The organism is Frankia sp. CpI1-P, from assembly GCF_001421075.1.
In the GTDB taxonomy this organism is placed as follows: domain Bacteria; phylum Actinomycetota; class Actinomycetes; order Frankiales; family Frankiaceae; genus Frankia; species Frankia torreyi.
In genome coordinates, this window is sequence record NZ_LJJX01000058.1 from 1 (window position 1) to 17,442 (window position 17,442).

The window sequence follows — 17,442 nt, forward strand, 5'->3', positions numbered from 1 at the left end:
CGCCACGACGCCGAGCTCGTCGCGCTGTTCCACCGTCGCCTTCACCGGGCCCGCATGCTCAACGGCCCGGCGGGCTCGTGGATCACGCGGCACCGCGACGTCCCGCAGCCCAGCCTGTGAGAACCGGGGACGTCGGGGCCTTCAGGGGGTGAGCTCCTTGCCGCACAGATCCGGCGCCACCACGTCGAACGCGCTGCCCTTCGCGTTGGCCTGGACGAAGGAGTAGCAGGTGGTCGGTTTGCCGAGGCCGGTCCTGATGTTGATCGGGCTGATCAGACCGCCCGCGTCGTAGCGCGTCACGGATCGCAGCGCGGTGATGAAGCCGTCTCGGGTGGGGCAGGCGCCGGCGAGTTCCAGGCCGCGGACGAACATGTCCGCCTCGATGTAGGAGGTCACGGCCAGGTCCTGCTCCGGCTGGCTGATCTGGGGTGAGTAACGCGTCATCGCCGTCGTGTAGGCGGTCAGGGCCGGGCCGCCGGACTCGAAGGGCCGGTAGAAGACGGGAACGGCGAGCCCCGCGATCCGGGGGCCGTAGGCGCGCAGCAGCCGCCGGTCGTAGCCGCTCGCGGACAGCACGACCTTCGGGCTCCGGCCCGCGGCGCGCAGCGCGTCGAGGACCGCGATGAGAGCGTCCGGCTGGATCACGCTGATGATGGTGTCCGGATCGAGGGCGGCGATCCGCTGGGCGACCGACTGCGGGCTGTCCGCGCCCGGGGTGTAGTTCAGTGTGTCGAGGACCTGCACACCGGCAGCGTCCACACTGCGCCCGTATCTCGCCGCCGCGTCCGAGACGCCGGTCGACAGCGCGGTCTGCACCACGACCGCTCGGCTGCCGCCCTGGGACCGCACGAACTGCCCGTAGGTGTCGGTGGGAGCGGCGCTGACATACGAGAAGGCAAACATGTTCCCGTAGTTCGACCAGACCTTCTCGGCTGCCAGGCCGGTCACCGGAACATTCCGGTCCGCCAGGTACTGCGCACTGCCGCTCGCCGCGAGGGTCGCCTCGATGATGCCGAAGACACCCTGGCCGTCGACGAGATCGCGGGCGGCGGTCTCATTCGTGGCGGCCGCGCCCTGGTCGTCCCGCCATTGATAGGTGATCGTGCGGCCGTGGACGCCGCCGGTGGAGTTCGCCACGCCCAGCCGGGCGTCGATGCCGGAACGGACGGCGCCGAAGGCGCTCGCGACCGCTCCCGTGTCGGGGTAGAGGACGCCGAGGTTGACGTGGTCGGCCGTCACCCCCGGGGTGTCGCAGGTGGACGCCGAGGCCACACCGGAGGTTGAGCAACCGCCGGCACCGGNGACCACCAGAAGTAACATGGCGCTCACCGCCAGGGGTCTCGAATGGCGGCAGGTGAACATGGGACTCCCTGGGACGGACGTAGGCGGCGGCGCGCCAATCGGGCGGCAGCACGGTACCTCCGCCGGCGACGTGGACCTGGCGCCGTCGAGGCGGATTCAACGTCCGTGCACTCGATCCTGCACTGATCAATGCCGCGGGCCTGATCAGTGCGGCAACATTACCGAGGCCGGCATCCGGGGCCAATGACGGGCAGTCATATTCGGTGGTAGCTGTCGCCGCTGGAAGCGGAACACGAGGAGAGCTGCTCCGCGGCCGGGGTCGAGTGTCGCGTTTCCCGCCTCATTGTCGCGATTGTCCTGTTGTGCGCGATCGTGGTGTTCCGCGGAACCGCGCCATGCCCGGGCAGGCGGGCTACGCCTTGCGGGCGATGCCGCCGTACACGCTGACGTCCGTGTCGGTGAGGTCGGCGTGGGCGGGGTCCGGGAACCAGCGGTGGACGAGGTCGACGCCGGGGGGGAGGAGTTCCAGGTCGAGGAACAGGCGTTCCACCTCGGCGCGGCTGCGGAGCTGATTGGGGATGCNGCGACTGCGGTAGGCCGACGCCGACGCCTCGAAGGCGGGATCGAAGTCGGCGGTGGCGTGGGTGAGGGCCAGGTAGCTGCCCGAGGGCAGCGCATCGATCAGCGTGCGGAGGATGTCGAGCGGGGAGTCGGCGTCGGGGATGAACGGGAAGATCGAGATGAGGGACAGCGCGACCGGCCGGGTCAGGTCGAGGGTCTCGGCCAGCTCGGGGGAGTCGAGGATGAGACCGGGGTCGCGCAGGTCGGCGTCGAGATAGGCGGTGCGGCCGGCGGGGCTGCTGGTCAGCAGGGCGCGGGCGTGGGCGAGCACGATCGGATCGTTGTCGGCGTAGACGACCCTGGTGTCCGGGGCAATCTCCTGGGCCACCTCGTGCAGGTTGGGGGAGGTGGGAATGCCGGTCCCGATGTCGAGGAACTGGCGGATCCCACGGTCGCCGACGAGGAACCGGGTGGCGCGGATCATGAAGGCGCGGTTGTGCCGGGCGACGTTCCGGGCGTTCGGGTACGTGGCCAGTACCTGTTCCGCGGCCTGCCGGTCGGCCGGGAAGTTGTCCTTTCCGCCCAGGTAGTAGTCGTACATGCGGGCGGAGTGCGCCTCGTCCGTCCTGAGGTCGGCCGGCTGGGGTTCGTCGGCCAGGGAGGTCCACCACTGCCCGCCGGGGGCGTTTCCTGCTTCCGCTTCGGTCACCGCAACCTGCCCCTCAAAGCCGGACGATCCCTCCCGAATCACCCTAGCCGCAGCGGCCTCGGCGGGTCCACGAGACGCGGGGAAGTCAACGCCGTTCACCGCGCGGCTGGAGAGTGGTACGGTGCCGCCGTGACCATCATTCCCCCTCGCCCTGCGAATGCCATGACCGACGTCGGACCGCCTTTATGCGGACCGCCCAGTAGCCCGGACGGGCCCCCGAGCGGTCCGGCGCCCATGCGGACCGAATAGTCCGCCGACGTCATTCTCCCTAACGCCGCCGGACGTCACACGCAGGTTATGTGGGGCCCTGCGCGGCCGTCGAACACCGATATCGCGCCCGACAATGACGCCGTACGTTCGGCGGATGCCCGGCGCGCGTGCGCACATCATTTTCCGGCCGCTTCTTCGTGCCCGGCGGGTCAGGTCGCCATTGTGGCGGGACTCCCGCGCGACGAGAGGAGAAGGACTGTGATCATGGATCGGAACATCCTGACCGACGGCGAAGCGGCCGGGTTGGACGTGGCCCGCACCCGTCCCGCGCTGCTGGCCATCGAGCCCACGTTCGGCGCCGGCGTGCTCTGCCAGGCCGTCCACGCGGCGCTGCACCGACTCGACCTCGGGCTCGACGACGTCGCGGTCGTGAACCTGGTGACGCGCGCCGCGCCGTTGGGACCGGCGCCGGCCGACGTGGTGGTGGCGACCTTCTACAACGTCAATCCCCGGCTGGTCGCCAGCGTCATTCCGGCCGTGTGGCGCAAGGCGTCACCCGAGGCCATCCTCGCGGCGCAGCAGGCGGCGTTCGCGCCGGTGCTCGCCGCGGCGCTCGCGCCGATCGATCCGGCGGAACTCGGCGAGCTGGCCGAGCTCGCGCGCGCGGCCGGGGAGGCCGCCGCGGCGAACAGGGAGGGCCGACCCCTGCTCGCCGGGCTCGCGTCGCTGCCGTGGCCGCGCGAGGACCCTCTGGTGATCTGGCACGCCGCCAAGGTGCTGCGCGAGCACCGGGGCGACGGGCACATCGGCGGCCTCGTCATCGAAGGGTTGCGCGGCATCGACGCGCTCGTGGTCCACGCCGCCTACGAGGGGTGGCCGGGGGNGGCGCTGCGTGACTCCCGGCGCTGGGACGCGGCGGCCTGGGACGCCTCGGTCGCGAGCCTGCGCCGCCGGGGCTGGCTGACCGAGGCCGGGACGCCGGAGTCGGCGCCGGAGCTGACGGTGCAGGGGCGCCGCCGCCGGCGCTGGATCGAGGATCGGACCGACGAACTCGCGGCGCTGGCCTACGAGCCGATCGGCGACGCGGGCATGGATCGCATGATCGAGCTCGGCGCCAAGGTCGTGGCCGCCCTCGGCGCCGCCGGCCTCGCCACGAGGCTGCGCCGCCCCGTCGCCAGGTAGCGGCCGTCGTGAGATAGCGGCCGACGCCGAGCCGGTGGCCGCCGGGGGAATCTCGTCCCCCGCACGCTCGGACATCGAGGTGACGGCAGGGGACCCCCGGGGCCGGCCCGAAGGTGCCAGGCCCGCGCATCGGGGTGTGCGACCAGGAAGGATCCGTAGCCTCGCCGGGACGTTCATGGGAGGGAGAGTCGTGAGCCAGGATGAGCGGGTTCGGGCCTGGTTGGAGCGGGAGCTCGACGGCACCGTGGTGGCCTTCGAGCGGCAGGAACGGTGGCGCNCCGCCTGGTTCGCCGATCTGACGAACGACGGGGAGCTGCGCAGGTACTACGTGCGCGGCCACCGCGGCGGCAACTTCCGGGAGATGATCACTCTCGGGCAGGAGGCCGACATCAACCGGGTGCTCCACCGGCACGGCGTGCCCGTTCCCCGGGTCCACGGGATGATCGAGGACCCGCCCGCGATCGTCATGGACCGGCTGCCCGGCCGGGTCAACCTCGCCACCGCGTCCGACGACGGCGAACGCGACGCAGTGCTGGACCAGTACGTCGACGCCATGTGCCGCATGCACGCGATCGACGTGGGTGAGTTCGGGGCGCTCGGGCTGCCCGTGCCGGCCGACAACCGGGCCGCGGCGCTGAACATGTACGCCACCGGTGAGCGCAACTACCGCCGGGCCAAGACCGCGCCCAGCCCGATGATCGAGTTCATGTGGCGGTGGCTGTGCCGCAATGTCCCGGCCGGGCGTACGCAGCGGGCGCTCATCCAGGCCGACGCGGCGCAGTTCCTGTTCGACCAGGGCAGGATGACCGGCCTGATCGACTTCGAGGCCGCCTACATCGGCGACCCGATCGCCGAGTTCGCCGCGATGCGCAGCCGCGACTGCGAGGAGCCGCTTGGCGACATCGGNCGGATCGCGCGGCGCTACGAGGCCGTGACCGGTGAGCGGATCGACCGCGACGCCGTGGAGTTCCACACCGCCGGCTGGTCGCTGATGACCCCGTTCCAGTGGGAGGACTCCGTCCGCAACCCCGCCCCCGGGGACAGTTGGCTGGAGTACTTCACCTGGCTCGTCGGCTGCGGCCGGTGGGCGCTCGAGGCCATCGCCGCGGTCGCGGGCGCGCCGCTGCCCGCCGTCGAACCACCCGCGCAGCGCCCGTCGTCCTACGCGAGCGCCGCCTACACCAACCTGATGGCGCTGCTCGACGAATGGCCCACCGCCAGCGCCTACGAAGGTTTCCGGGCGGACAGCGCCCGGGCCGTGACCCGGTTCGCCGAGCACGTCCACGCGTTCGGCGCCGACCTGGAGGGCGCCGACGTCGAGGAGATCTCCGAGCTCCTCGGCGCCCGCCAGCCGGATCTCGCCACCGCCGAGGCGGCGCTGGAGGAGTTCGTGCTGCGCGCCTCCCCGGACCTCGATGTTGCGCTGGTGCAGTACTTCCACCGCTGGACGCAGCGCCAGCAGTTCCTCATCGCCGGCACGGGTGCCCGGCACGAGAAGCTCATCCACCTCAGTCTGCAACCGCTCACCGGCGACGCCTGGCAGGCCGGGGGGCAGCCCGGGAGGCACGCATGACCCTGCACGTGGACGGCGACGGGCCGGCGCTGCTGGCGGAGCTGGCCGCGGTGATGCCCGCCGCGCCGGCGCTCATGGACCGTCTCGTCAACGAGTTCGCGCCCACGGCGGCCACGATGGCGACCCCGCAGGCGTACTGGGTGGGGCTCAACGGCTGGCTGACCGACCGGCTGTCCGGCCCGATCATGCAGGGCACCGTCGCCGTCGACGACGTCGGCGAGCAGGCCTGGGCGATCCTGGCCTCCAGCTACTGGGGCGGCCTGGAGCTGCGTGAGCACTGGGGGATGCCGCCGGTCATCGAGCGGCTCGGCATCGCCCTGTCGCCGCCGTTCGCCGAGGTCGAGCAGGGCATCGTCACGCAGATGGCGCAGCGGCTCGAGGCGTTACGCGCCGGCGGCGAACGCTGCCTGGAGATCCTGCCCTCGATCCTGCGGGAGGACGCGCCGTCGGGCCCCGTCCACGGCATCGCCTACAACGCCGGGGTGCAGGTGGTGAAGACCGAGGACCCGCCGATCGGCCAGCGCCGCCCGCACCGGACGCCCAGGCCGGCCGCGGTGCGCATCAACGCACGTCACTTCATGCGGGTCGACTACGACCTGCCGACCCCCGACTATCTGAAGGTCTGGCGCTCGGCGTTCGAGCGGGCCGTCACGGCCAACCCGGACGCCTACGAGAAGGTGATCGTCGGCGCGGGCGGCCAGGCCGACCTGCGGGATATCTGGGCCCACGCGGTGGCCTTCGGGAACACCACCTGGGGCGGGGAGGCGCAGGACGGCTGGACCGACGCCTACTTCACCGAGACCATCCGCTGGAGTTCGATCCTGACGTTCGGCCTGGAGGCGGCGGGCCTGGCCGCGTTCGTNGCGCTGATCAACCAGGACCCCGCGGCGGCCACGGCTGCGGTCCTGTGCAACGCGCTGTACCTGGGTGCCACGCCGGGCTGGCTGATCGGCCTGCTCGACACCGGCGCGACCCTGCCCCGGCTCGTCGGGGAACAGGGCGCCAGAACCCGCGACGAGTAACCGCTGGTTTTTGCTATGGACAAATCGGACGCCGAACCCGCCAGAGGAACCACCTCGGCGCTCACCCATGCATCCACCCCGAACCCCCGCCAGCCGCCGCCACGCTCCGCGATCGTCGCCGCGACCCGCGACCCGCTCGACCGACGGCTTGACACGGTCATTCAGAGTGCTGGACCTGGCGCGGTACGGCGGATCTTCCTGCTCCCATTCCCCCAGGACGGCGATCGTCGGCGGCGGGGCGCGGGGAGGTCCGGAGGTGGCCAGACGGGCGCGTTGCGCCGCATGCAGCCACGCCTCGCGCCGCGGTCGGGACGTTCCGCGGCGGGAAGGGTCTCGGGGCTCGCCGTTGGGGGAGCCAGGAACTTGTCAGGTGAGCAGGTCGGGCTGCTCTTCGATGATGATCTCGTAGAGGGCGTCGAAGGCCCAGCGGTCCGAGTCGTCGCTGCGCCCCTGGCCGGCGGTGAAGCTGGCGGTCTCGTGGTCCAGGATGTGCAGCGGCCCGGCCGCCGCGGCGATGAGCTGGGTCCTGGCGGCCCGCTCGGCGGCGATGTACCGGGCGGCCGCCGACTCCACGCTGGCGCCGACGGTGAGCAGGCCGTGATTGCGCAGGATCGCCAGCTTGTGCGGGCCGAGCGCGGTGGCGATCTTCCGGCCCTCCTCCTCGCTCAACACGACCCCGTTGTACTCGTCGAAGATGACATGCTGCTGGTAGAAGGCGCACGCGTCCTGGGAGATCGGATGCAGCGGCACCGCGAGCGCGGACAGCGCCCGGCCGTACGGCGAGTGGGTGTGCGCGGCGCCGACCACGTCCGGGCGGGCGGCGTGGATCTGCGAGTGGATCGCGAACGCTGCCGTGTTCAACGGCGGCCGCCCCGCCACGATCTCGCCCTTCGCGTTGACCAGCAGCAGGTTCGACACCGTGATGCGGCTGAAGTCGAGGCCGGCCCGGTTGACCCAGAAATGGTCGGTCAGTTCGGGGTCGCGGGCGGTGATGTGGCCGGCCAGACCCTCGGCGAGGCCGAGCTTGGCGAAGATCCGGTACGCCGCCGCGAGCTTCTGCTTGCGGTGCAGCCGCTCCTGTTCGACCGTGCGGACTGGCACCGGACGGGGCCATTCCCCGCCCTCGGCGGGGGAGACCCCGGCCCAGGGGCTCCCCTGCCGGCCCTCGGAGGCCGTCCCGCGGGGTGCCGTGGCGCGGGGTGCCGTGGCGTCGGAGGTTCCGGCGACCGGGTCCGGCGGGGCCGGGGCATGGGCGGAGAGCGTCATGGCGGTCTGGTCCTTCCATCCCGATGACTGGCGAACCGGCCTGACGCGGGCTCACCAGGTCATCGCCGGTGCCAGGAGCGAAGGGGTGTCGCGGGAAAGGTCCTCCCAGCCGGGAGAACCCACGTGGCGCGAGGCGCAGGTATCGGCGGTTCGCCGCCGGAGCAGGTGCGCGCCGCAACTGTGCGGCAGAGCCGAATCCATTGTCAAGCTTCCCGAGGGGAATGGTGTCACGCCGCGGCAAGCCGGGGATCCACCCCAGGGCGACGGCTTGGTGCCCCCAAAGGGTCGCCATGATGTGATGTGTGTCACTTTTATTTCCTACTTGACCGATCGACAAACCGGGGTCATGTTGGGGAGGTGTTGACGATCGCCTACCTGACCAGGCGCGAGCACATCGACCTGCTGCGAGTCACCTCCGCGAGCTGTCCGGCTCGCCGAGGCTGAGGCCGACCCCCAACGCCCGGTCAGTTCCGACCGACCCGTAACCGGCGGCCGTCCCGGCGGATCCTCCGTCCTGGCGCCTTCGCTGCGCCGGGCGAGGCTCCGCCCGCGCTGGACGCCGGGGCGGGCCACCTCGCCTGGCCGGCCCGCGGCGCCCACCCGCGGTTCTCCGGCACCCGCCTGCGGCGCGTGTCGCCCAGCCTGCGGCGCGCTGTCGTCCGCCTCGTCCCGCGGACGGTCCGCGCCGCGACCCCGGGCCCAATCCAGCCTCGCCTCCGCAGCCAGCCTCGCCTCCGCATCCGGCTTCGTTCCCGGATCCAGCCTCGTTCCCGGATCCAGCCTCGCCTCCGCGGCCGGCTTCCCTTGCGCACCCGGCCTCCTCCTCCCCCCACGAATCAAGCCATCCGCCCCCGCCCGGACAACCGCGGCGGTGGACGGGCCACCCGACCGACCAGACAAACCGACAGGGAGCACGAGTGGATCTCCAGCTTGCGGGCCGACGAGCGATCGTCACCGGTGGCAGCCGTGGCATCGGGCGGGCGGTCGCCCGCGCGCTGCTCGCCGAAGGAGTCCAGGTCGTCATCGCCGCCCGGGACGCCGACGTTCTGAAGTCGGCCGCCGCCGAGCTGTCCGCCGGCGCGGGCGGTGCGACGGTGGTCCCGGTGGTCACCGACACCGGTAGCGATGACTCCGTCCGGGCCCTGGTGGAGAGCACCGTCGCCGAACTCGGCGGCGTCGACATCCTGGTCAACAACGCGGCCCGGCCCGGCGGCGCCGGCGGACCGGGGGGTGTGGGTGCCCTGTCCACCGCGGACGCCGCCGCCGACTTCAACGTCAAGGTGCTCGGCTACCTGCGCACCGCGCAGGCGGTCACGCCGCACTTCGTCGCGCAGGGCTGGGGACGGATCATCAACATCGGCGGGCTGGCGGCCCGCCAGGTCGGCCTCGCCTCCGGTTCCATCCGCAACGTCGGCGTCGCCGCCCTCACCAAGACCCTGGCCGACGAGCTGGGCCCGCACGGCGTGACCGTCAACGTCGTCCACCCCGGGCTGACCCTGACCGCCGACCACGGCGGGAGCGTCGTGCTGTCCGACGAGCAGATCCGGGCCGCGGCGACGCGCATCTCCCTCGGGCGGGCCGTCACCGCCGACGAGGTCGCCGCGGTCGTGACCTTCCTCGCCTCCCCGCTCGCGGTCGCCGTGACCGGCGAGTCGATCGCCGCCGGCGGCGGCACCCCGGGCCCCATTCACTACTGACCGCCATCACCGACCGACCTGTGCCACCCGACCGACCCGCGTCACCCCACCGACCCGCGTCACCCCACCGACCCGCGTCACCCCACCGACCTGCACACACCCGATCGAAGGGACAGACCGTGACCACTGTTGTCGAAGCATCCGTCCAGTCGCCGCTGGCCGTGCNGCCGCTGCAGCCCACCATCGGNGCGGAGATCGACGGCGTCGATCTCAGCCAGCCGCTGTCGNCCNCCGTGCGCGACGAGATCAAGGCGACCGTGCTCAAGTACAAGGTCGTGTTCTTCCGGGACCAGGACCTGACCCAGGAAGGGCACGAGAACTTCGCCGGGCAGTTCGGTCCCCTGTACACGCACCCGGGCGCGGCGAAGGCCGACGCCCGCACCACCGCGATCCACCGCATCTCCTCCGCCGACTTCGACAAGGTCGCGAAGGTGCACACCCCGCAGGCCGACGACGACATCTGGGACCCGTACCACACCGACACGAGCTGGCGGCTCGTCCCGACCTGGGGCGCGGTGCTGCGGGCGGTGCAGCTTCCCGAGGTCGGCGGCGACACCATCTGGGTCGACGCGGCGCTGGCGTACCAGGGCCTGTCCGACGAGGTGAAGGAGCGGCTCGACGGCCGCCACGTCACCCACGACTTCCGGGCCGCGCTGCACGCCAGCGGGCATGACTATCCGGTGGTCGCGCATCCGGTCATCCGGATCCACCGGGAGACCGGCGAGAAGATCGCGTGGGTGAACTTCACCCAGCGGCCGACGATCATCGGGCTCGACCGCGCGGAAAGCAAGGAGCTGCTGACCGCCGTCATCGACCAGTACCGCAAGCCGGAGAACCAGGTGCGCTTCACCTGGCGGCCGGGTTCGGTCGCGTTCTGGGACAACCGGGCGGCCGTGCACTACGCGGTCCGCAACTACGGAACGACGCCGCGCCTGCTTGAGCGCATCCTCATCGCCGACGAGCCCCTCTACGCCGACCTGTAAGCCGACCTGTAAGCCGATCTGTAAGCCGAGGTCCGGACCGGCGGCCGGGCGCCCTGTCACAGCGGACGACCCAGGCCGCCGGTCTCAGCCGTGATTGGTCAGGCCGCCGTCGACGAGCAGATCGGTGCCGGTGATGAAGACGGCGTCGTCGGAGGCGAGGAAGACCGCGGCCCGGGCGACCTCGTCCGGATCCCCGAGCCGGGGAACCAGCGAGAGGCTCAGCAGCGCCTCCCGGGCGCCGGGCAGGGCGAGCTGCTCGGCCGAGCCCGGAGTGTCCATCGCGCCCGGGCTGATGCTGACGGCGCGGATGCCGTACGGCGCGCCCTCGGCCGCGATGACGTGCGTCATCGCGAGGACCGCGGCCTTGGTCGCCGAATGCGCGATCCCGCCCGGCCCACCGCCGTGCCCGGCCACCGACGCCGTGTTGATCACCACGGGCCGCGCGTCTGGGCCGGCGCTGGCGGTCAGGTGCCGCCACGCCGCCTTGGTCACGAGAAAGACGATGCTCAGCTCGTTGCGGATCGAGAAGTCCCACTGCTCGACCGTCATCGCGTCGATGGTGGCGAACACGCACGCCGAGGCGTTGTTCCACAGCACGTCGATGCGACCGTGGGCCTGTACGGCCGCATCGACCCAGCGCTCGCACGCGGCGTAGTCGCCGAGGTCGACCGGCGCCGTGCCGAGCATCCGGCCGCCGGCCGCCGTCACCAGGGCCTCGGTCTCGGCATTGCCCTCGGCGTTGAGGTCGGCACCGACGACGGTGGCGCCGGCGGCGGCGAACCGCAGCGCCCCGGCCCGGCCCATACCGCTGCCGGTACCCGTGATCAGGACGACCTTGCCGTCCAGCGAACCCGTCACCCTCAGGCCCCCGTCCCGGCATCGGCATCGGCGGCCGCGGCCGCGGCGACGACGGTGCGGGCCTGGGCGATCGTCTCGATCCGGCACAGCTCGGCGTGCACGTCGCCCGTGCGGTGGGAGGTCACCCGCGCGGTGGCGAAGTACGTTCCCGGCCGGTCGTAGACGTGCGTGGTCGAGACCGTCAGCTCGGCGGCGGTGCCGTCGATCTCCGCGTGGCGGAACGGGTAGGTGCCGGTGCCGTCGAAGTCCCACTCGATCGAGATGATCCGTCCGGCGCCCGGCGGGACGGCGGCGGTGACCGTCAGGGTCACCGGCTCGCCCACGCCGACGTCGGCCCGGGTCCCGCCGTTCGCCGCGGCCGACGCGACCGGCTGGATGCCGCCCCGCTCGGCCGCGCTCGCCGGCAGGTGCACGCGACCGTCGACGAAGGTGTGGTGGGTGCCGTTCGGCTCGATGCCGTGCTCCACCCAGTCGATCAGGTCGATCATCGACTGCTCGGTGATGCCGCGAAAGTCGATGAGCCGGGTCGCGGCCACGCGGTTCGGTTCCGGCGGAACCATGCCGTACGGGCCGTGCTCGGCATACTCGGTCCAGCGGATCCGGAAGTTCCGCCGCGCGCCCGCCTCGCCCTGGGCCTGGCGCACCGCCCGGTCGTACAGGGTGCCCCAGGCGGGCCAGACCGACGAGTCGTGGGTGTGGTGGAGCCAGAGCACCTTGCCCTCGTACTGGCCCGAGTAGCAGACGCCCATCAGCGAGGACATCCGCGGCACNGGGTGCTGCGGATAGATCGGCCGGCCGTCGACCAGCAGGTGCGCGAACGCGGGGTCGTCGGTGACGTGATGGCGGGCGAAGTAGCAGTAGGCGAGGAACCTGCGGTTGTCGACGAGCACCTCGTCGCCCGGCTCGACGCCGGTGAACCGCAGGACGTTCGCGTCGCCCTGCCCGTCGCAGGCGAAGACGTCTCCGGCCGCGCCGGTGGCGTACAGCGACCGCCCGGCGGCCTGCCCGGTGAGGATCTGCACGCCGGTCCCGACGCGGTAGCCGCCCTTGAGCCCCTCGATCTCGACGGCGTAGGGGAACTCGTACGCCTCGCCGCCCGCGCCGACGATCGCCGCGAGGATCCGCATGGTCTGGAACTCGGGCCCGGCGAAGTCGGCCGACTCGTTCAGGTCGCGGGCCGACAGGGTGCGCACGACCCGTCCGGTCTGGTGGATCAGGTCGGCCTCGACCAGCTCGGGGGAGTCGTGCCCGACGTAGCCCGGCTTCGTCCAGAAGTTCGCGAAGTAGTCCGGGTCCTCGCGGTGCAGCTCGTCGGCCAGCGAGGTCCACAGCCACATCTGGCCCATCGGCTCACTGATCATGAACTCGTTGCCGCGGGGGAACCCCTGCCGGTACAGCGACGCCAGCTCCTCGCGCTCGTGCGTGCCGAGACCCTCGAACGGGTCGCCGCTGCCGCCCGGCGCCATCCGGTCCGCCAGGGCGATGATCCGGTCGCGACCCAGCAGCCGTTGGACGTTGAACATCTGGCCGAACGACATGATGCTGCCGGCCTTGACCCGCTCGGTGTTACCGGGCTCGGCGATCTCGCCGCCGCTGGTCGACGGCATGCACCCGTCCCACACCCCGGGCGCGTTCTCCAGGCAGAGCGGGGAACGCCGCCCGCCGCCGCTGCCTCCCCAGACGTAGCTGTGATGAGGGGCGCTGCCGTAGACCTGGGCGGCGACGTACTTGGATAACCGCGCGGACTCGGCGCTGGCTCGGTGCCCGTAGAGCGTCGGATCCTCGCCGGCCTTCGGGTCGTAGTCGTCGCCCTTGTGGCCCTGGTTCGACTCGACCATGTAGCCGCCCAGCCGGGCGCTCATGGCGATACGTTGGAACATCTCGCCGAGAATGCCTCCACCAAAAGTGACCGCGTGGCCGCCGTTGCCACCTTCCAGCGGCTGGAACATGCGACCCGTGTAGTACTCGGCGGGCGGGAGGTAAAAGGCGAACTCCGTGTCGGTATCCGCGAAGCCGCCCTGCACGAAACGGTGCGGCGACGGGCGCTCACGCTCCTCGTCCACCTCGATGAACAGCGCCCCGAAGAAGGCGTCGGTGACCTTGTACCCGGACAGATCGATAGCGCCCATGAGACAGCTCCGTCTTCGTCGCCCTCGCGCCTCGCCGGCTGTGGGAGCTGCAGCGTCGCAGACCATCCGCGGACATGTCAACGCTGTTCACCTGTCGGCGGCCCCTGCCGGTGCCGTGTCGACGCACTGCAGGGACGCGCCGCAAGTCGGATCCGCCAGATGGCCGTTGCGCGGCAGGCGCTACGGTAGCCGGCAGGCCGAGCNTGGCCGATGTTTCCTCGGCCGGCCGGCGTTGGGGTGTGGTGGTTGAAGGTCGCAGACCGGGTCGGTTCCGGGCGGGGTCGTCGATCCGGACATCGGTGGCTGGTGGTCGGAGTGGTTGCGGCCGGGATGATCTTTTCGGCGCTTGGACTACTGGTCGCCGTGGCCGTGCCGCCCTTTACCAGCGCCGACGAGGCGCAGCACACCGCGTACGCGCTTGCGGTGGCCGACGGGTCGTTGCCCGTGCTGGACTCACCCGTGCGCTCTCGCCTCCCGGGCATGCCGGGGCTGCCGGCCGGCTGCCGCGCATCGCCCCAGCAGGCCCGAGTCGCGGTGGACACGCGCGCCGACCACCTGTGCGGGCGGCGGTTGCGCCGGCCGCTGACGAACTTCGACCTTGTCTACACCGCGAACCATCCGCCGTTGTTCTACGCGGTCGAGGCCGTCCCGCTTCGGTCGGGCATCGCGTTGCATCATCCGCTGGGCGGCTTCCGCGCCGCCCGAGGAATCAACGTGGCGCTCGGGGTGACCGCCCTGATCGCGACGGCGGCCCTGGTCCGGGGCGTGCTGCCGAGACAGCCGGCCGTCGCGGTCGGTACGGCGGCGATCACCGGGGTCGTCGGCCTGTTCGTGTTCCCGTCCGGGCAGGTCTACAACGACACGATGGCGGTGGCGACCATCACCGGTCTGCTCGCCGTCACCGTCGCGATCGCGCGCCGGGGGCCGGGGCCGCGCACGCTGCTGGCGCTCGCGGTGCTCGGCCCGGCCGCCGCGGCCAGCCGGGCGAGCGGGGCGGTGGCGGTGGTGGTCGTCGTTCCGGCCGTCGGGGTCGCCGTCGCGGCGCGGACCGCCGGCCGCCCGGCTCGGCGAGCCGGGCGCGGCCTGGCCGTGGCCGGTGGGCTCGCCGCGTTGACGTTCGCCGCGACCGGCTGGTTCTACCTGCGCAACGTGCACCGGTACGGTGACCCCACCGCCTTCGGTCGGATCGCCGCCATGCTCCCGATCCGGGGGCCGCGGCCGTCGGCGTGGCAGGTGGTGCGCGATCCGGATTTCTGGTGGAATGTCTATCGCGGTTTCTTTGGCCGTGTCTCCCTGCTGACCGGCCACGCCGAGAAGATGGCCGTCGGATTCGCGATCGTCACCGGTGCGGGTGTGCTCGCCGCGGTGGTACGGGTCCTGACGGCGCGGATCTCGGCCGCCCGGAACCCGGGCTCCCCGGAGTCGGGGCCGGGGTCGGGGCCAAAGCCGGAGCCGGAGCCGCGCCAGCCGGGGGCTCGGCTGGCCGGGAGCGTCGTCTGGATCCTGCTCGCCGCGCACTGCCTGGTCGTCGTCGCCACGCTGGTGGGATACGCGGCCGCCGGCGGCGCGGCGTTCACTCGTTACCTGCTACCGATGCTGCCGGTGCTCGCGTTCGTCGTCGAGGTCTCCTGCCGGGCGCTTCCGCTGGGCCGGCGGGGGCTGCCGACGGTCGTGCTCGTCGCGGCGCTCGCCCTGCTCACCGTGCTGATGATCACCCGTGAGCTGGCGTGGCGGAACCGCGCGCTCGCGCCCCTGACGCCGGTGGACCGGCTGCGGACCGCGTGGGCCGCCGAGGCTCCCGGGCCGGCCGATCTCGGTCTGTCCGGGCTGGCAATATTCGCCCTGGTCGGCGGTGTTCTGCTGGCCGTCGCCCTGTGGAGGCTCGGTGACCCGTCGATGGCAAGCGGCGGCGATGTCGGCGGCGATGTCGGCGGCGATGTCGGCGGTAGGCCGCCACGTGCAGCCGAGCGCGAGGGCCCGCCCGGCGATGTCACCGAGGTCGTGCGGCAACGCCAGGATCGTCTCGACGTGATTGTCGACGGTGGGGCGGCTCAGGTATCCGTGGACCGGTGATTCGGCGCGGCCGCGTTGTGCCCTTCCCTGTCGGCGCCGNACGCCTGGCACGCGGAAACTCCGGCAGTTTGTTCTCTCGCCGCAGGGAAACCGCCGCTGTCACCCTGGTTCTCCTGATGATTCTGATGCCGCTGGTGGTGTTTTTCTGAGGCGTTCCTGACGGACCGATGAACCCACCGTTCGTCGAACAGGTCGCCGATGGGTGCGGGGCCGGGCAGCTCGCCCCCGTGTCCGGGCCGGTGCTCGGCGGACTGCTCATCGACACCTGGGGGTGGCGCGGGGCCTTCCTGGTCAACATCCCGATCGTGCTGATCGTGCTGATCCTGACCTGGCGCTGGTTTCCAGCCGACGAGCAACGCAGCGATCAGCCGCTCGACGCCGTCGACCNTTTTCTGCTCCCGATTTCTGCTCCCGACCTCGGTGGTCGCGCTGGTCTACGCGTTCCGGGACTGTTCGGGGACCGGTCGTTCCGGGGCGCCACCATGATGATGTCTGTCCTCGGAGTCACGACCTGGGGCCCGATGCTCCTGCTCCCGCTCCACTTTCAGCAGCTTCGAGGGTTGTCCGCGCCGGATGCGGGCTTCGCGCTCGCGCCCCAGAGCGTCGGGCTGGGGCCGGCGTTCCTGGTGGTGGGGCGGTACCCGGATCGGGTGGCGCCACGCCCTGTCGCTGCCGCCGGTCTGGCCGTCGCCACCGTCGCCACCGTCGCCACTGTTGCCACCGTGCCCTTCCTCTTCGCCACCGCGCACAGCGATCTGTGGGTGCTTGGCCTGGCCCTGTTCGTGCGCGGGCTCGGTCTCGGGGTGGCCAGCCTGCCGGTCAGCGTCGCCCTTCACGCGACGCTGCGACCGTCGGCGATTGCGGGGGCCACCAGCGCCAGCACGGTGGTCCAGCGGGTCGGTGCCGCGGACGGCACGGCGCCGACCGCGGTCGTTCTCCAGGCGAGAGGCTTCACCTCGGCGTTCACCTGGATGCCCGGCTGTACCGGTGCCGCCTGCGCCGCGAGTGCGCTGCTGGCTGGGCGCGTCAGCCGGATGCGGCGTGCGGCCGTGCGTTTTCTGTATCATGTGTGATTCCGGCGAGGCCGGGTTGTGCCCTCCCTCCGTCCTGCTGAGGAGCCGCAGGCTTGGCGTCGAAAGCTCCAGCTCACGAGTCGGCCTCCCGCCTACCCACCCGGCCGATCGCCCGCGAGCGCGTCCGCATGAGCGTGGGTGACTACATCAAGGAGCAGATCTTCGAAGGCAAGATCCGGGTGGGGGAGCGCATCCCCCAGGACGAGGTGGCCCGGGTGCTCGGGGTGAGCAACACCCCGGTGCGCGAGGCCGTCATCGCCCTGGAGTCCGAGGGCATCCTGGAGATCCGCCCGCACCGCGGCGCCTTCGTCTGCCACGTCGACCGCGATCGCATCCGTGACAACTACGAGCTGTTCTCGCTGCTCTACGGGTGGGCCCTGAAGCGGGCGGTGGCCGGCACCAGCGCGCGCAACAAGCACGAACTCGTCGCGATCGCCGGCCGGCTCGGCGGGGAGAAGGACCTGGAGGCGATCAGGCCGCTGATGGTCGAGTTCGTCGACGTCCTGGGCCGGATGTGCGCCTCACCGGCCTGGCGGCATCTCGTCGACGCGGTGCCCGACCTCCTGCCGGCCGACGCCTACTACACCGCCGTGCCCGGGATGGCCGACGCCGTGGCCCCGTGGATGCGCCTCATCGCCGAGGCGGTCGACCAGGGCGACGGCGAGGCCGCGGCGTCGGCGGCCGAACGGATGCTGCAGCAGCACGGGGCCGCGCTCGTGGCCGAGCTCGAGCGCCGCGGGTTGTTCGACGCGTCCTGAGGTCCGTCACGTCCTGAGAGGCGCGGCGCCCTGAGGGGCGCTGCGC

At 71.9% G+C, this 17,442-nt stretch carries 10 protein-coding genes and 5 pseudogenes; 9 read left to right on the forward strand and 6 right to left on the reverse strand.

Going from position 1 to position 17,442, the window contains the following annotated elements:
* Positions 1 to 141: 141 nt before the first annotated feature.
* The 3 genes and pseudogenes from FF86_RS26260 to FF86_RS26265 form a co-directional block, all read right to left on the reverse strand.
* The coding region (locus FF86_RS26260) for an ABC transporter substrate-binding protein (RefSeq protein WP_396230102.1) at positions 142 to 1,301 on the reverse strand (1,160 nt) is incomplete at its 5' end.
* A gap of 413 nt (positions 1,302 to 1,714) precedes the next feature.
* Positions 1,715 to 1,884 (reverse strand): SAM-dependent methyltransferase (locus FF86_RS58090; protein WP_242419661.1); only part of this gene is annotated, 170 nt, incomplete at its 5' end.
* Position 1,885: 1 nt separating this feature from the next.
* Positions 1,886 to 2,572 (reverse strand): annotated as a pseudogene (locus FF86_RS26265) (SAM-dependent methyltransferase); the annotation flags it as partial.
* Positions 2,573 to 3,046: 474 nt separating this feature from the next.
* Here FF86_RS26265 and FF86_RS68455 point away from each other — a divergent pair.
* The 3 genes and pseudogenes from FF86_RS68455 to FF86_RS58095 all read left to right on the forward strand — a co-directional run.
* Positions 3,047 to 3,665: pseudogene (locus FF86_RS68455) on the forward strand (hypothetical protein); the annotation flags it as partial.
* A gap of 1 nt (position 3,666) precedes the next feature.
* Positions 3,667 to 3,964, forward strand: a pseudogene (locus FF86_RS68460) (hypothetical protein); the annotation flags it as partial.
* Positions 3,965 to 4,277: 313 nt separating this feature from the next.
* The coding region (locus tag FF86_RS58095; protein WP_255355929.1) for a phosphotransferase at positions 4,278 to 4,870 on the forward strand (593 nt) is incomplete at its 3' end.
* Between the two features lie 2,055 nt (positions 4,871 to 6,925).
* Here FF86_RS58095 and FF86_RS26285 read toward each other — a convergent pair.
* Positions 6,926 to 7,825 carry a class II aldolase/adducin family protein gene (locus FF86_RS26285; RefSeq protein WP_044887341.1) on the reverse strand — a complete coding sequence of 300 codons (900 nt, stop codon included), beginning with the start codon at positions 7,823 to 7,825 and terminating at the stop codon, positions 6,926 to 6,928.
* A 917-nt stretch (positions 7,826 to 8,742) separates the two neighbouring features.
* On the opposite strand from FF86_RS26285, the gene FF86_RS26290 reads away from it, so the two are divergent.
* Together FF86_RS26290 and FF86_RS26295 are read left to right on the forward strand one after the other, a co-directional pair.
* On the forward strand, positions 8,743 to 9,522 hold the full coding sequence (locus FF86_RS26290) for an SDR family NAD(P)-dependent oxidoreductase (RefSeq protein ID WP_044887340.1): 780 nt from the start codon (positions 8,743 to 8,745) through the stop codon (positions 9,520 to 9,522).
* A 231-nt stretch (positions 9,523 to 9,753) separates the two neighbouring features.
* Positions 9,754 to 10,505 (forward strand): annotated as a pseudogene (locus FF86_RS26295) (TauD/TfdA dioxygenase family protein); the annotation flags it as partial.
* 84 nt (positions 10,506 to 10,589) lie between these two features.
* Here FF86_RS26295 and FF86_RS26300 read toward each other — a convergent pair.
* Positions 10,590 to 11,363, reverse strand: coding sequence for an SDR family NAD(P)-dependent oxidoreductase (locus tag FF86_RS26300; protein WP_082122170.1), 774 nt, complete (start codon positions 11,361 to 11,363; stop codon positions 10,590 to 10,592).
* Positions 11,364 to 11,365: 2 nt separating this feature from the next.
* Positions 11,366 to 12,133 (reverse strand): PKD domain-containing protein (locus tag FF86_RS58100; RefSeq protein WP_242419652.1); only part of this gene is annotated, 768 nt, incomplete at its 5' end.
* A 1,689-nt stretch (positions 12,134 to 13,822) separates the two neighbouring features.
* Between FF86_RS58100 and FF86_RS26310 the strand changes: the two genes are divergently transcribed.
* The 4 genes and pseudogenes from FF86_RS26310 (at position 13,823) to FF86_RS26320 (ending at position 17,396) form a co-directional block, all read left to right on the forward strand.
* Positions 13,823 to 15,565: a DUF2142 domain-containing protein gene (locus FF86_RS26310; RefSeq protein WP_044887360.1), complete on the forward strand. Its 1,743-nt coding sequence runs from the start codon at positions 13,823 to 13,825 to the stop codon at positions 15,563 to 15,565.
* Between the two features lie 167 nt (positions 15,566 to 15,732).
* On the forward strand, positions 15,733 to 15,952 hold a 220-nt coding region (locus FF86_RS58110), incomplete at its 3' end, for an MFS transporter (RefSeq protein WP_242419653.1).
* 1 nt (position 15,953) lies between these two features.
* A pseudogene (locus FF86_RS26315) lies at positions 15,954 to 16,638 on the forward strand (hypothetical protein); the annotation flags it as partial.
* 128 nt (positions 16,639 to 16,766) lie between these two features.
* A complete protein-coding gene (locus FF86_RS26320; protein WP_052681364.1) occupies positions 16,767 to 17,396 on the forward strand; it encodes a GntR family transcriptional regulator in 630 nt (209 codons plus the stop codon).
* The last annotated feature ends 46 nt before the right edge of the window (positions 17,397 to 17,442 follow it).